General features: G+C 61.3%; 12 protein-coding genes. 5 read left to right on the top strand and 7 right to left on the bottom strand.

All coding sequences use genetic code 11. The annotated features are described in order from the left end of the window. Nucleotides 1–13: 13 nt before the first annotated feature. Together OBACDRAFT_RS17750 and OBACDRAFT_RS17755 are read right to left on the bottom strand one after the other, a co-directional pair. The gene (locus OBACDRAFT_RS17750; protein ID WP_043587988.1) at nt 14–1060 is read right to left on the bottom strand and encodes a Gfo/Idh/MocA family protein; all 1047 of its coding nucleotides are present in this window, start codon (nt 1058–1060) and stop codon (nt 14–16) included. A 27-nt stretch (nt 1061–1087) separates the two neighbouring features. Next, nucleotides 1088–1729 carry a ThuA domain-containing protein gene (locus tag OBACDRAFT_RS17755; RefSeq protein WP_043588026.1) on the bottom strand — a complete coding sequence of 214 codons (642 nt, stop codon included), beginning with the start codon at nt 1727–1729 and terminating at the stop codon, nt 1088–1090. 50 nt (nt 1730–1779) lie between these two features. Between OBACDRAFT_RS17755 and OBACDRAFT_RS17760 the strand changes: the two genes are divergently transcribed. Next, a complete protein-coding gene (locus OBACDRAFT_RS17760) occupies nt 1780–2628 on the top strand; it encodes a helix-turn-helix domain-containing protein (protein ID WP_043587990.1) in 849 nt (282 codons plus the stop codon). 29 nt (nt 2629–2657) lie between these two features. Here the strand turns inward: OBACDRAFT_RS17760 and OBACDRAFT_RS17765 are convergent, their stop codons facing one another. From OBACDRAFT_RS17765 to ybeY, 3 genes are all read right to left on the bottom strand, one after another. After that, on the bottom strand, nt 2658–4010 hold the full coding sequence (locus tag OBACDRAFT_RS17765; RefSeq protein WP_043587992.1) for a diadenylate cyclase: 1353 nt from the start codon (nt 4008–4010) through the stop codon (nt 2658–2660). 42 nt (nt 4011–4052) lie between these two features. Then, nucleotides 4053–4430: an NADH-quinone oxidoreductase subunit A gene (locus OBACDRAFT_RS17770; protein WP_043587994.1), complete on the bottom strand. Its 378-nt coding sequence runs from the start codon at nt 4428–4430 to the stop codon at nt 4053–4055. A 65-nt stretch (nt 4431–4495) separates the two neighbouring features. Further along, on the bottom strand, nt 4496–5023 hold the full coding sequence (ybeY, locus tag OBACDRAFT_RS17775) for an rRNA maturation RNase YbeY (RefSeq protein WP_232767341.1): 528 nt from the start codon (nt 5021–5023) through the stop codon (nt 4496–4498). A 521-nt stretch (nt 5024–5544) separates the two neighbouring features. Here ybeY and OBACDRAFT_RS17785 point away from each other — a divergent pair. The 3 genes from OBACDRAFT_RS17785 to OBACDRAFT_RS17795 all read left to right on the top strand — a co-directional run bounded on the left by OBACDRAFT_RS17785 (nt 5545) and on the right by OBACDRAFT_RS17795 (nt 8412). After that, complete coding sequence (locus tag OBACDRAFT_RS17785; RefSeq protein ID WP_052362206.1) at nt 5545–6462, top strand: hypothetical protein; 918 nt, start codon at nt 5545–5547, stop codon at nt 6460–6462. A gap of 77 nt (nt 6463–6539) precedes the next feature. After that, complete coding sequence (locus OBACDRAFT_RS17790) at nt 6540–6872, top strand: hypothetical protein (protein WP_043587997.1); 333 nt, start codon at nt 6540–6542, stop codon at nt 6870–6872. Between the two features lie 70 nt (nt 6873–6942). Then, nucleotides 6943–8412, top strand: a complete 1470-nt coding sequence (locus OBACDRAFT_RS17795) for a M20/M25/M40 family metallo-hydrolase (protein ID WP_232767343.1) — start codon at nt 6943–6945, stop codon at nt 8410–8412. Nucleotides 8413–8498: 86 nt separating this feature from the next. Here OBACDRAFT_RS17795 and OBACDRAFT_RS17800 read toward each other — a convergent pair whose 3' ends face one another. Both OBACDRAFT_RS17800 and OBACDRAFT_RS17805 read right to left on the bottom strand, forming a co-directional pair. After that, nucleotides 8499–10847, bottom strand: coding sequence for a M56 family metallopeptidase (locus OBACDRAFT_RS17800; RefSeq protein ID WP_043587999.1), 2349 nt, complete (start codon nt 10845–10847; stop codon nt 8499–8501). After that, nucleotides 10844–11239, bottom strand: coding sequence for a BlaI/MecI/CopY family transcriptional regulator (locus OBACDRAFT_RS17805; RefSeq protein ID WP_043588001.1), 396 nt, complete (start codon nt 11237–11239; stop codon nt 10844–10846). Before OBACDRAFT_RS17805 ends, OBACDRAFT_RS17800 begins: the two co-directional genes overlap by 4 nt. 180 nt (nt 11240–11419) lie before the next feature. Here OBACDRAFT_RS17805 and OBACDRAFT_RS17810 point away from each other — a divergent pair, with 180 nt between their 5' ends. Then, complete coding sequence (locus OBACDRAFT_RS17810) at nt 11420–14149, top strand: DEAD/DEAH box helicase (protein WP_081722174.1); 2730 nt, start codon at nt 11420–11422, stop codon at nt 14147–14149. The last annotated feature ends 67 nt before the right edge of the window (nt 14150–14216 follow it).

Below are 14216 nucleotides of genomic sequence, written 5' to 3' on the forward strand. Positions count from 1 at the left end.
GAGACACTACGGACTACCGGTGTACGGCGGGCAGTGCGCGGTGCTGGCGGGCGCTCTGCACGGCGAGGTCGAGGATGTGGATGGGCCGGCGCGCCCATTCGCCGGTGATGACCAGCGGCTCGCCCTGGGTGAGGTGGGCGGCGATGTTTTGGTAAAACTTTTCCCCCTGCGAAGGCGGGCACTTGCCCTTGGTCATCTGGGTCTCGCCGCCGGGAAGGTTGACGGTGGTCTCGTAGTCGGGCCAGTCGATGAGGTGGACGCCGCGCGTGCCCACGATCTTGACCCTCCCGCGCTCCGGGGCGGCGTCGAGTTGTGTAAGGGTGAGGTTGATACGCTGTCCGCTGGAGAAGCGGGCGACGAGTTGCGCCTCATCTTCGTTCATCTCGGCGGCGGGGTAGGGGGAATTAGGCTCCGCGGCCCAGAAGCCTTCCCACGCGTAGCCGCTGACTTCGGTGAGGTCGCCCTTGACGATTTGCAGGGCGTATTCGAGCAGGTGCACGCCCCAGTCGTAGAGGATGCCGCCGGAAATGACGCGGCTGGAACGCCACCAGTTGCGGGGCTGGCCGCGCGCGCCCATGCGCAGGTCCACACGCACGATGTCACCAAGCACGCCGGAGTTGACGACCTCGACGGCCTTCATGATCCAGCCGTCCCAGTGGCGGTTGTGATAGGTGCTGACGATGACGCCTTGTTGCTTCGCGGCGTCGATCATGGCGTCGCACTCGGCGGTGGTGATCGCCATGGGTTTTTCCAGGACGCAATGGCGTCCGGCGCTGACGATTTGCAGGCCAAGGTCGGCATGGGTGTTGTGCGGGGTGATGACGGTGACGAGGTCCACGTCGGACCGGGCGAGCAGGTCGGCGACGGAGTTGTAGGTTTGGATGTCGGCGAAGTCCTGGCGGGCGACTTCGAGGCGCGCCGGATCAACCTCGGCCACGGCCACGGGCGTCATGCCGGCGGCCTGCATTTCCTTGAGGTGCTGGCGCCCCATGTTGAATGCGCCGCCGTAACCGACGACGCCGACTTTGATCGCGGCGGGTGAAGAGTATGCTTTTTTCATGAAGAAAGGGATGTAGTGGTTAATTGATTACAGGGCTCCGCAGGCCCAGAGGAGGCCGCGGGTGGTGAGGGCGAGCGCGGCGGGGAATTGCACGAACTCTTCCGGGGCGTGGCCGAGCGCGCAGTAGAAGACGCGTCCGCGTCCCCAGCGTTTGACCCAGGCGACGGGCATGGTGGTCATGCGGCCTTCGTGCACGTAGTCGGCGTCGGCGAGGACTTGGATGCCGGGATCGACGAGCATGTAATATTGTTCGGATTTGTAAGGGAAGGTCGCGGGGAGGCCGTCGGTGATGGGACTGGTGATGTCGCGCACGCGGACGGTGTAGTCTCCGACGTGCGGGTGGCCGACGAAGAGGCCGCCGACCATCCATTCGTAATCGAGGTTGCCGCGGAAGGCGTCGCCCATGCCGCCGTGAATGCCGGCTAGACCCACGCCGCCCTGGATGGCGTCGAGGAGGCCGCGGGTTTGGTCCTTGGTGAGCTGGCCCATGGTCCAGCAGGGAGAGATGAGGTCGTAGGTGCGCAGGCGGGCGGTGTCGGTAAGGATGTCGAGCGAGGTTTCGGTGTCGCACGCGATGTCGTGGCGCTGGAGTTCGCCGGCAAGAAGCTGGACAATTTTCTCAGGTTGGTGGCCCGGCCAGCCGCCGGAGAGGAAGAGTGCTTTTTTCATGGCAACAAGAATGAGGGCGGTCACATTAGCAGACTTCTTTTTGTGGATCAATGGAACCGGGCTCCAAAAAACTGGATTTTCTAACCAAACACTGGGCGCCGTATCAGCGTCGGTTTCCATCGGCGTTTCCGGTGGCGACGGCGGGGCACGCGTGGCGGAAGCGGGACTGGGTTCGCACGGCGTTCGAGACGTGCAATTTTTCGCTGATCCTGCGGGGGCGGGGGGAGTTTCATCGTTTCGGGCGGGTGTGGCCGGTGCAGGCGCCGTGCGTGATCACGCAGTGGCCGGGCGAGCGGCTGGATTATGGTCCGTTCGTGCCGCAGGAGACGTGGGACGAGCTTTATATCGTGTATGACCGTTCGTTGTATCCAAAACTTCAGCACGCGCGGTTGCTCGATCCGGAGCGTCCGGTGTGGCCGATCATGGACCCGGGCGTGGTGGAGGGGTTGGTGGCGGAGTTGACGCAACTGGCGCGGCATCCGGAGCCGGAGGCGGTGGTGGATCGGGTGGACCGGGTGTGCGAGCGGCTGGTGTTGGAGACGTGGTTGGCGCCGAGTTCCAGTGATCCGGCGGATGAGGTGATCCGGGGGATTGCAGCGGGGTTGCGGTTGCGGCTGGCGGCGGCGGTGGATTTCGACGCGGTGGCGAGCGAGCATGGGTTTTCGTCAACGACGTTTCGGCGGCGTTGGGTGGCGACGATGGGGATGCCGCCGGCGCGTTATTTGCAGGGGTTGCGGATGCGCGAGGCGTGCCGGTTGCTGGTCGAGACGACGTTGCAGGTCCACGAGATCGCGGTGGCGGTGGGGTTCGAGGACGAGTTTTATTTTTCGCGTCGTTTCCACCTGGAGCATGGGCAGGCTCCGCGGGATTACCGGACTACGTACCGGTTGCGTCGGTGAGCGGGGGGGGGGGGGAGGGGGGGGCTTTTCTACCGGCCTTTTTTCTCGGTCAGCGGGAGCATGACGCCTCGGCGGAAGAGCATGACCTGGCCGGTGCTCGATGAAACGACGATCGCAACGCATTCGGTGGCCACGGAGATGGCGGCGGCGGCGGCGTGGCGGCTGCCGAGTCCGCTGGGCAGGACGTGGTCGCCGTCGGTCGCCTGAATGAGGCTGCCGGCGGTCATGACGACGCCGTCACCGCGCACGATGAACGCGCCGTCGATGGTGGCGAATTCCTTGATGGTTTCATCCATGAAGGGGTTGAGGATGTTGCGGTCCTCCTCTTTGTATCCGAAAAATGGATTCAGGACGAGGGGCTTGGCGAGTTTCTCGACTTGCGCGGTGGCGCCGAGCACGAAGAAGCAGCCCACGGGCTTGCCTTCGCGGCCCTCGACGCCGATCTCGGTGGCGATGCCGAGGACGCGTTCAAGCACCTCGGGTTTGACGTCGTCGGGGAGCAGTTCGGACTGGCCGTGGAGGAGTGTCTGAAATTCGCGTTCCACGTCCACGATCACGACGGTGTCGAACTGGTTGCTGCCAGCCATGCCGCCGACGCAGCACACGCGGTCGTTGAAGGAGATGATGCCGCGGGTGAGCGCGACAAACATGGCGCTGCGCAGTTGGGCGAGGCGTTGTTGGGAGAAGGAGCGGACTTGGATGACTTCGTTGCGGTCGTCGTCATCGTCGTCGTCGAGTTCCACGAGGTTGCGGGTGACGAGGATGGTCTTGTTGTTCGGGAACCAAGAGCCGGGCTGGATGCCGCCGACAAAGGTGTCGCCAAAGATCATGATCGAATCGCAGTTCGCGCCACGCGCCACGCGTCCGGCTTCACGGATCATGAGGCGGTTGATGCGGTTTCGCTGGGCTTGCAGCGAGCGTGCCTGCAGGCCGCCAATGCTGGTGATGAGGCGTTGAAAAAGCTCCGCGGGGTCGGCGGCCTGAACGAGCGAGGTGACGAGGTCGGGGTCTTTGACGAGGCGGGCAATGGTGGCGAGGACTTGCAGGTAGTCGCGCGCGCGGTCGTCGGCGAGGAGCAGGATGACGAGGTGGATGTTTTCATCCTTCAACCCGCCGTCGTGCGGGATGCCGTCGCGGCTGCGTCCGATGGCGATGAGGTAACGGCGGCTCATTTTGAGGCGCACGTGGGGGAGCGACACACCGTGGCCGAGGTAGGTGGTCATGGTGCTCTCGCGTTGGAGCAGGCTGCGCAGGACGGTGTCGCGTTTCAGGTCGGGGAAGCCTTTTGTGGCGACGCCGAGGAGTTCTTCGAGGGCGTCTTTGAATCCGCGACTTTGCAGGTCAATGATCCGGTTGCGTGCGATGTGTTTTTCCAGCCGCATGGGATGATTCGGCTTGGGTCGGAGGGCGCGCCGGCGGCGGCGTTAGCGTTCCCACTCAAGGGCGCCTTTTTTCACCTCGTAAAACAGGCCGAGCACAAGCACGCCCAGAAAGAACATGACGGGGCCGAGGATGGAGATGTTCTCGGCCAGAAATTCGCGGTAAATGAAGGCCCAGGGGAGGAGGAAAACAACTTCGATGTCGAACAGGATGAAGAGCATCACGGTGACGTAGAACTTCACCGAAAAACGCGAGTGGCGCATGCCTTCCGATTTCACGCCGCACTCGTAGGGCTGGTCGGTGATGGCATTGTTTTTTTTGCGCCGTTCGCCGAGCAGATGGCTGAGCCCGACGATCACCCCGGCGAGGCCGGTGGCAAGGATGACTTGAACTACAAAAGGCAGATACGCTTCGGAGAGCATGACGTTAGGAAGCGCAAAACGTGTCCGCCCGCGCTGGGTGCTGCAAGGCGGATTTATCAACGTTTTTAGTCGGAGCGAATCGAGCGCGAACGGCGGACGGGAACTTTCGCATTCGGTGCGCGAAGAACGAACGACGGCAGCGCTCCGGCTTGACGAAGGAGGGCGATGGCGCGCTTTTCCGCCGCGCGCATGCGGCGTTTTTTCATCGGTTGCAGATCGTCGTAGCCGGCGAGGTGAAGCCAGCCGTGCACGATGTAGAGCGCCAGTTCTTCGGCAAAATCGTGGCCGTGCTCCCGGGCGTAGCGCGCAGCGGTATCGACCGACACGCAAATCTCCCCGGCGGAACCCATGCCCGGCGTTGCCTCAAACGTGATGACATCCGTTGTCGTGGGATCATCCAAAAAGTCGGCGTGCAAACGAGCCAGCGCGGCATCTGAGAGAAAGGCCAGCGAAAGCTCGCCGTCTGGAATCCCTCCCCCCCCCCCCCCCCCGCCTGCGACAAAGCGCCCCGCGTGTGCATCCAATATGTGGATCAGACGTTGTACCGCCGATGATGGAAATGACAGGCGGGCGACTTCGTTGTGAATGGACACGGTTCTTGACATAAACGGGAAGCAAAGGAGGCCGGCAGAGGGAAGGGGAAACAAGTTTTTTATGTTTTTTGTTTTGTAACTCGCCGTATATCATTCGGTAAAGCAGGGTCGGGTGTTTGCCCGACTTCACAGGTTGATCTGTAAATGGCACTCTCACCCATTTATTTCGCAAAGACATGCCATTCGTCACCATCGTCACCAACAACAGGTTCACATTCGCTGGCCGGCCTCAAGATTGCCCGCTTTGGACCCTGTGGTGCGCAACGCCCTCCCTTTCGCCGCCTCTTTGATAACCAACCACCTTCTGTTTTCGCCCATGACTGAGTCTCTTCCCATGCTCGACACTGTGACGACCTTGATGCACCGCTGCATGGTCCTCAACTGCGCCGACGATTTGCCCATGGAGGAACGTCGTGACAAGTTCCTCGCCGAACTCGTCGTTCTGGGCGCGGACGTGGCGACAATCTCCCCTTCCAGCTGGCAAGTCACTGACCAGGAAAATGGCGAAATCTGTTTAATCGATGAAAACCAAGGAATCTATTATGTCGAATACACCCACATACCTGACGCAATTTCAGCAGAAGGCCCAATTGCGCCTGCAAGAGATGGACGTCGAATGGCGTCGCACGCTCTTCGAGCGCTTCCGCGAGATTTGTCGGGAGGAAATGTTGGACGTGATGAAGTCACTGCTCTCCACGATGAACAGTCCGGAGGCTTTGGCGCAGAAACTGGAGGAAATGAGCGCGGCCAGCCATATTGCGCAGGATGGACTTCACGATATGCTGGAGCAGACTCGCAAGGAAGTGCAGTTGCTGGCGGAACAAGTGAAGGCGCCGCCTCCGGTCTCGGTGGACACGAAGGAACTGGAGGAATTGACCAAGGAGTCGCGGACGCGGCAGGAACAACTGTTCACGCAGACGATGCGCCAGCAGGAGAACTCGGCGGCGCAGATCAAGGAAGAGGTGCGCCAGGGCAGCGACTCGTCGAGGCGGACAGTCATCTGGATGATGATTCTGGCCGTGGTGCTGACGATTCTGATCTGCGCGGCGACAGTGTTCAGCATGAAGTTCTTCGGGAGTGCGGCTCTGCTCACGCAGACGGACATCGAGGGCGTCAAGATGCGGGAGACGGAGATGGCGATGCTGGAGGCGAAGGTTCAGGCGCTGGTAGCCCAGAAGTCGGAACTGGAGAAGGAATTTCAACAACTGACAGCCCGTCGCGAGGCCTTGCAGGTGGAGCTTCGACAGAGCGCCGAGATGCAGAGCGCGGCGACAGCGAATCTGACGGTCTTGCAGCAGCAACTGACGAAGTTGCGCGCGCTGGAGGAGCAGTTCCGGTTCAAGATGGTGAAGGGCGAGACGGGGGGCGTGTTTGTGGAGATACCGGCGGACGCGAAGCCCTTCGAACATCAGGGGCAGACGTTCATCCAGATGAAGTAACCGCAGTGGCAGCCACAACGGCTACGGCGCCGGCTCTGCAGTCTCTGATCGACACGCTTAACGAGACCTGCCGCGACATGAGTTTGCTCATCCGTGAGTTGCGTCAATCGCGGCCCGCCATGCCCGCAGCCCGCGGACGCTCCGGCGGTGCTGGCGGCGGTTCCAAGCCTGCCACAGCCACGTCTTCAAAGACCTCTTCTGCCGCCGCCGGTAAAAAGCCGGTGGCAAAAGCCAAAGCCCGGAAGGTTCAACCCAAGGTTCTGGCGAAGCCGGTGGCGAAAGCCGGAAAAGGAAAGCGTCCGTCTGCGACCGCGTCCAAGCACACGGGTGCGTTGCAGAAAAAACGCCCTTCCCCGGTCCGAGGCAGACAGGGCAAAGCCACCACCAAGGCGACCGCCCGGAAAAAGTAATAGATGTCACGCGGCGTCCTTGACGGAGAGCGGCAGAAAACCGCTGCTCCGTCGCAAGCCTGACTTCTGTGTGAGTTACCCTTCCCCCCCCCCCCCCCCGGTTCGCAAAAAGCGGCTGGAAGCCGCGTTCACTTTCTCCACCGTGGGCGGCATGGCTTTTGATTTCGATCCTGTTGAAAAACTGAAACAATTTGTCCGCCACGCCAGCATCTCCACCGACTCCACGTCGAAGGCGGGAATGCAGGGGGCGCAGGAATTTTTGTCCGACTTGCTCGGGGCGCTTGGATTTGCCGTTGAGGTTATCCGGACCGCAAAGCACCCGATCATCCTGGCCGAGCGCAACGCTCCTGAAAACTCGCCGCATGTCATCATCTACGGTCACTACGATGTGCAGCCCGCCGACCCGCTCAACCTCTGGACCACACCGCCGTTCGACCCTGTCGTGCGCGATGGTCGCATTTGGGGGCGCGGCACCGCCGACAACAAAGGCCCGCTCCTCACGCACATTGCCGGCGTGGCCCGGTTGCTGTCGCGCCGCCCGGACCTGCCGTTGCGCATCACCTTCATGATCGAAGGCGAGGAGGAGATGGGCAGTCCGAGTTTCCCCAAATTTTTAAACGACTACCGCGACCGCCTCAAAAAAGCCGATCTCGTTCTCCTCTCCGACACCGGCAGTCCCAGTGCGGAGCAGATTGTCATCACTTGCGGATTGCGCGGACTCGTTCTCTGCGACGTCGAAGTCACCGGCCCCAAGGGCGACCTGCATTCCGGTCTGCACGGCGGCGTATTGCGTAATCCGATACAAGCCATCGCCGAACTCTGCGCCTCGCTGCACACGCCGGATGGGCGCGTTAACATCCCGGGATTTTATGACGATGTGCTCGACGTGGAACCGTGGGAGCGCGAGGAACTGAAAAAACTCGGCGGCGACGAAGAGGCGTACCGGCAGTTTCTCGGCATCCCGGCGTTTCATCCGACGGCGGGCTACACGCCGTTTGAATGCACGCGCTACCTGCCCACGCTGGAGTTCAACGGCATTGGCGGCGGCTATCAGGGCGAGGGCACCAAGACGGTCATTCCGAGCAAGGCGTTCGTGAAAATCAGTTGCCGCCTCGTTGCCAACCAGCAGCCGGAAAAAATCCGCGAACTCCTTTACAAGACGATCCGCGAACGAATGCCGGCGGACGTCACGTTCAAGATCATCGACCAGCACGGCGGCATTCCTTACGTGGTGGTTCCGCCCGACCGCTCCAACACGCCCCCCGACCAGTCGCCGGTGCTGGCGCGCGCCTTCCGTTCGGCGGATACCGCCATCGCGGAGGCTTTCGGCAAGCCGCCGCTTTACCTGCGCGAAGGCGGCAGCGTGCCGATCATTGCCGACATCAAGCGCGAACTCGGTCTCGACTCCGTGATGATGGGCTTGTTCCTCCCGCAGGACAACCTGCATGCGCCCAACGAGAGTTTTGATCTCAATGTAATGGAACGCGGGATACACGCTTCCGAACGCATCCTCGAAGGCATCGCCGACAAAGGCCGATGAATGGGGGGGGACGGCGGTAAAATGCGAACTACCGCCGTTCCGCTTCACTCAACTCTGCTCAGAAGCCATCACATCGGGAGTGACATTCACGGTTGAGGCCGGGCGTCCTTGGTCGGTCCGCAGGTGAGCGTGATTTCGGCAGGCGTGTCGCGGGTGATGGGCATCGAAAACGGTGGCAACCAACTGTCACTGTTCCCAAAACGAATGGATTGTCCGCCCGGGACTTCGAGGTTGATGCGAGGCAATTTGAAGTGTCCGCCGTCATCCGTGGAAACGTCTTTTTTGCCGTAGATATAGGAAAACGGAAATTGCCAGGAAAACTTGATTTTGGCGCGTGGCATTGGCCTCCCGTCCTGATCGAGCAGGCGCCCGGAATATTCTTTTCCGGACGACAGAGTTACGTCGATGGCTTGGATTGGGTTTTCCCCGGTAAGAATGGGGAGCACATTTGTAATGTGGTAGCGCCAGTCCTTGCGGGAATCTACGAGCAAAACCCATTCTGTATCAAACGGGACAGGGGTGATAGTGTAATTTCCATTGGCGTCCGTCTCCGCCTCCATTTTCAGGGAGGGACGATCGGTGAGGGCAGGCTTTTGCTTTGGATGGAGTGCTACCTTGGCATTTGGCATGGGCGTCCCATCTGAATCAAAAATCCGGCCCTTGATCATGCCTGCCGGAATCAAGTCCAGGGTAACCTGCAAGGGGACGGTCGAATCGGTTACTATTATGATCCGGGGTTGGAAGGTGTATCCTCGGAGCCGGTACGGACTGAGTCGGATTTCTGCGGGGGCCTTGACATAAAAACGGACGATTTCGTCTATGATCGGGAGTTGCGAAAAGTGCCATGAGTCTTGAGGGGGTGTGGTCTCAAATTTCGCCAAGATTTCGATCCCGCCTCTTGGAGAAGGCATGTCGGGTGACCGGTTGAAACGGACTTCGATTTGTTGTTTGAGATGTGCATCCCGATCTCTGAATGGAAGAACCTTACCCGATGTGGTAATGACCCTGTCCGGACTGATTGTCGTAAGATCACGGTCTGCGATTTTTGCGTTGGACCGTGGTGTGCTCGACGGGAATAATCTGGCCGTATCGAGAGGCGGCGCATCGAATGGCTCATCGAAAGTGGGGATTTCTCTGGTGTATTCAGAATTTGGTGATGGAGGTTTGATGAGGTCGATTTTCCCCCTTGGGAATATTTTATCCGTATCGCGTTGCACCGCATCCCAAATGACGATGCCGATGCGTTCGGTGGCGGGCAACGAAGCGTTGATGAGGTCAATGCGTTCCTGATGGGTGAGAATACACGCCGCGATGGCCGGGGAGGCGAGCATGGCGGTGAGATAGCACGCCACACCGAGGACAGTTGCGCCGCCGAGGGAGGCGATGGTTTTTCTGTAAGTGGTTGTGGAGGGGATCGGCGTGAGGCCGAGGATGCGGCGGATGCGGGTGAGGAGCTGACCGGATTCGCTGTCATTGCCCGCTGCGGAGAGTGCGAGGGCCGCGTGAGGGGAAGATGTGATGGGCGCGGGGGCGCGAAGGGTTTCGAGTTTGGCGAGGGCTTGGGCGCAGGCGAGAGGGTCGCGGGTGAGGATGACGGCGATGTCGTCGCAGGCGTGTTCGCGTTCGGTGCGGATGGCGCGGTTGAGGGCGTGGATCGCCGGGTGATAAAAGAAGAGCGCTTCGGCGATGGCTTGCAGGAGGTTAACCCAAAAGTCGGCGCGGTGGATGTGGGCGAGTTCGTGCGCGAGGAGGGCGTCGATTTGCGCGGGCGTGAGGCCGGAGAGCGCACTGGCGGGAAGGAGAATCACGGGGTGCAGCCAGCCGATAACGGTGGGCACGGCGACGTGTAATGTTTCGCCAATACGGATGTCTCGGCGCAGGCGGAGTTGTTGCGCGAGCGCGGTGAGACGGCGGAGAAGTTCGTTGGCGGGCGGCGCGAGCGGAACGGAGGCGAGGCGGAGGGTTTGCCTCCAGCCGTGGGCGAGTCGCAGCAGGTGCCAGATGAAACCGGACATCCATGTTGCGACGAGCCATGGGAGGACGGAGCGGGGGAAAAGTGACTTTTGATCGAACGCGGATTGCGGAGCGGTGAATGCGGACAGGCTGGTTTGTGGATCGGGGTGTTGGTCAAGGAGCGGGAGCGAGATGAGCGGGCCGGGCGTTGGAGTAGTTGAGGCGGGGAGAGGGGAGGGGGGAAGGGGGCGGGCCATTTCGAGTCGTTGATGGAGGTCAATGGTAAAGAAGGTGATCCATGGGGCGAGCGTCGCAAAGGCGAGGGCGGCGCAGGCGGCGAGGTAGCGGATGCGGGCTGAGCGGTGGCGAAGCAGGGTGCTGGCGACTTGCCACGCAATCCACGCGAGCGCGCCCTGCCAGAGAGAATGCAGGAGCGTCCAGCCGAGACGCTCGACGAGCGGGAGCAGAGATGAGGGAATCATTTTGAAATCTGTTTTTTGGCGGTTTCGGCGAGCAGTTTCCGGATGGCGCGTAACTCGTCAGCGGATACCGGTCGGGCGGAGAGGGCGCGTTGCACGAGTTCGGCAGCCGAGCCGGCGAAGGCGCGGTCAATGAGAGTGCCAACGAGGTTTTGTTTGGTGGTGCTTTCATCGACGGCGGCCTCGTAGATGTGCGTCACCGCGCTGTCGTCGCGTCGGACGAGGTTTTTTTCGAACATGATCTGCAAAAATTTCAGAACGGTGGTGTAACCGCTTTTTTCGCCAAGGTGCCGCCGCACTTTGCGGACGGTGCAGGGTCCTTCTCGCCAGAGGACGCGCAGGATGGCAAATTCGGATTCAGTGGGCGGCGGCGGGGGAGGCGGTGCGGAGGGCATGACGAATGTGGTTACGAATAAATTCGTAAGTGTCAACGAAATGATTCGTAGGTCGGCTGGCTGATTGATCGACTGCGAGAGGGGTGGGGGGGGGAGTCCCTTGTGTTGTGGCAATCGGAAGATTGGCGTTTCCGAAAAAAGCGGCTGGAAGCGGTCGGTGGTTTCCCCACCGTGGACGGCATGAGTCTTGATTTTGCCGGGCAGCCGTCCGCCTTGCCTGTGTCCACCGCTCCCGCCGCGCTGCCTGCTCCGCTTGCACCTTTGCCGCGTGGTGCGGCGACCGATGCCGTGCTCGACCGGTTTCTTGCCGTCATGCGCGAGCGCGGACTGGAACTCTACCCGGAGCAGGAGGAGGCGATCCTCGAACTTTTCGACGGCAAAAACGTTATCCTCAACACGCCCACCGGCTCCGGCAAATCGCTCGTCGCGGCGGCGCTGCATTTCAAGAGCCTCTGCGCAGGCGAACGCTCCGTTTACACCTGCCCGATCAAGGCGCTCGTGAACGAAAAATTCCTCTCGCTTTGCCGCGACTTCGGACCGGAAAACGTCGGCATGATGACCGGCGACGCCAGCGTGAATCCCGGCGCGCCCATCCTTTGTTGTACGGCGGAAATTTTGGCCAACATCGCCCTCGCACGCGGCGAACTCGCGCCGGTCCGCGCCGTCATCATGGACGAGTTTCACTACTACTCCGACGTGCAGCGCGGCTACGCCTGGCAAGTTCCGCTCCTCACGATGCCGCAAGCGCGTTTCCTCCTCATGTCGGGCACACTCGGCGCAACGGATTTTTTTGAAAAAGACCTGCTCCGCCTCACCGGCGTCGAATGCGTCACCGTGCGCAGCGACACGCGGCCCGTGCCATTGGAATTTGAATACTCCGAAACGCCGCTCACCGAACGCGTCGCCGACCTCGTGCTCAACAAACGCGCGCCCGTTTACCTCGTCTATTTCACGCAACGCGCCGCCTCCGAAGCCGCGCAGAGCTGGATGAGTCTCAACCTCCTCACCAAGGACGAAAAAGCCCTCCTCGCCGACGAACTCGTTGGCGTGAAATTCAACAGTCCCTACGGCAAGGACCTCAAACGCTGGCTTCGCCACGGCATCGGCGTTCACCACGCAGGCCTGTTGCCACGCTACCGCATCCTCGTCGAACAACTCGCGCAGCGCGGACGTCTCAAACTCATCTGCGGAACGGATACGCTTGGCGTCGGCGTCAATGTGCCCATCCGCACCGTGCTGTTCACGCAACTCTGGAAATACGACGGCCAAAAGGCGGCGATTCTCAGCGTGCGCGATTTCAAACAGGTCGCAGGCCGCGCCGGACGCCGCGGGTATGATGATGTTGGATACGTCGTCGTGCAGGCGCCCGAGCACATCATCGAAAACAAACGCCTCGCCGAAAAAGCCGCGAAAGATCCTAAAAAGAAAAAAGCGCAAAAACGCTCCGCCCCCGAGGGAGAAGTCGGCTGGGATGCGCGCACCTTTGAGCGCTTGATGACGTCGCCCTCCGAGGCGTTGCAATCGCGCTTCGACGTGTCGCATGGCATGTTGCTGCTCGTTCTCAGTCGCGACGCCGACGGTTGCCGCGCGATGCAAAAACTCATCGCAGACTGCCACGAGACACCGCACAAAAAACGCCTCCTGCGCCGTCGCGCCTGGCAGCTTTTCCGCGCGCTGCTCGAACGCAAAATCGTCGAATGGCTTCCCGTCGCGGAGCGTCCGCCGTGTGGCCGGAAATTGCGCGTCAACGTCGATCTGCAAGAGGACTTTTCGCTGCACCAGGCGCTCTCGCTTTACCTCATCGACACGGTGCAAAAACTCGACCGCGCCTCGCCCGATTATCCGTTCGACGTGCTCACGCTCTGCGAATCCATCGTCGAAGACCCCGACCAGATCCTGCGCCGTCAGCTCGACAAACTAAAAACCGAAGAGCTCATCGAACTCAAAGAGGCGGGCGTCGAATACGACGAGCGCATGGAACGCCTCGCCGAGTTGGAACACCCGAAGCCGTTGCGCGAATTTGTTTACGAAACCTTCAACGCCTTCGCCGCCAGGCATCCCTGGGTGGGCACGGAAAACGTCCGCCCCAAGTCGATCGCCCGCGAGATGTTTGAGCGCTACATGTCGTTTGCCGATTACATCAAGGAATACGGTCTCGAACGCAGCGAGGGACTGCTCCTGCGTCACCTCTCGCAAATCTGGAAAGTCCTTTCGCAGACCGTGCCCGACGCCGCCAAAACCGAGGAGGTCGTGGAGATGGAAGAATATTTCCGCGAACTCATCCGCGGCATCGACTCCAGTCTGATGGAGGAGTGGGAGCGCATGAAAAACCCGGCATTTGTTTCCTCCGAAGAGGGGGGGAGGGAGGGGGCCGACGTGAAGCCCGTTCGTCCCGCGAGCTACGACATCACGCGCGACGCGGCTGGATTTCGCCGCGCGGTGCGCACCGCGATCCTTGGCTTTTTGCAGGATGTGGCCGCGCGCGACTACGAAGCCGCCGCCATCCGTATCGGGGCGGGCGATACGCAAACCCCCGACAGGGCAGGGGAGGGGGGGGGGGATGGCGGCGCTGGCGCGGGAGGAGCGGGGAGCGGTGGTTTTGTGCCGCGTTCGCCCGAAGCCCGCCGGATCGAAGATGCGTTTGCGCCCTTCTTCGAGGAATATGGACGTTTCCGTCTCGACCCCGAGGGCCGCTCCGCCGCGCACACGCATTGGGGCGACTACGACGAGGCCAACGCCCGCGCCCGCGAAGGCAGCGTCGGGGCCGGCGAATGGCCTGTCGCCCAAGTGCTGGTCGATCCCGAGGGGCACAACGACTACGAAGCACGTTTCACCGTTTCGCTGCCCGCCTCGCGCGCTGCCTCCGCAGTCGTGTTGCGCTTCGAGGGCGCGGGGGAAATCGGGGTGTAGTGGCGCGGGCGTCCCTTCAGACTTTTGACTTTCAAACCTCCGACATTATTACACGTCCGCATTGACG

Source organism: Geminisphaera colitermitum TAV2 (assembly GCF_000171235.2).
GTDB classification, from domain to species: Bacteria; Verrucomicrobiota; Verrucomicrobiia; order Opitutales; family Opitutaceae; genus Geminisphaera; species Geminisphaera colitermitum.

Coding starts and splice junctions, on each gene's coding strand:
- OBACDRAFT_RS17800 (WP_043587999.1), bottom strand. CDS start 10,847: ATGATTCCCTCATCTCTGCTCCCGCTCGTCGAGCGTCTCGGCTGGACG.
- OBACDRAFT_RS17785 (WP_052362206.1), top strand. CDS start 5,545: ATGAAAACCAAGGAATCTATTATGTCGAATACACCCACATACCTGACG.
- OBACDRAFT_RS17750 (WP_043587988.1), bottom strand. CDS start 1,060: ATGAAAAAAGCATACTCTTCACCCGCCGCGATCAAAGTCGGCGTCGTC.
- OBACDRAFT_RS17805 (WP_043588001.1), bottom strand. CDS start 11,239: ATGCCCTCCGCACCGCCTCCCCCGCCGCCGCCCACTGAATCCGAATTT.
- OBACDRAFT_RS17810 (WP_081722174.1), top strand. CDS start 11,420: ATGAGTCTTGATTTTGCCGGGCAGCCGTCCGCCTTGCCTGTGTCCACC.
- OBACDRAFT_RS17770 (WP_043587994.1), bottom strand. CDS start 4,430: ATGCTCTCCGAAGCGTATCTGCCTTTTGTAGTTCAAGTCATCCTTGCC.
- OBACDRAFT_RS17760 (WP_043587990.1), top strand. CDS start 1,780: ATGGAACCGGGCTCCAAAAAACTGGATTTTCTAACCAAACACTGGGCG.
- OBACDRAFT_RS17790 (WP_043587997.1), top strand. CDS start 6,540: ATGAGTTTGCTCATCCGTGAGTTGCGTCAATCGCGGCCCGCCATGCCC.
- OBACDRAFT_RS17765 (WP_043587992.1), bottom strand. CDS start 4,010: ATGCGGCTGGAAAAACACATCGCACGCAACCGGATCATTGACCTGCAA.
- OBACDRAFT_RS17755 (WP_043588026.1), bottom strand. CDS start 1,729: ATGAAAAAAGCACTCTTCCTCTCCGGCGGCTGGCCGGGCCACCAACCT.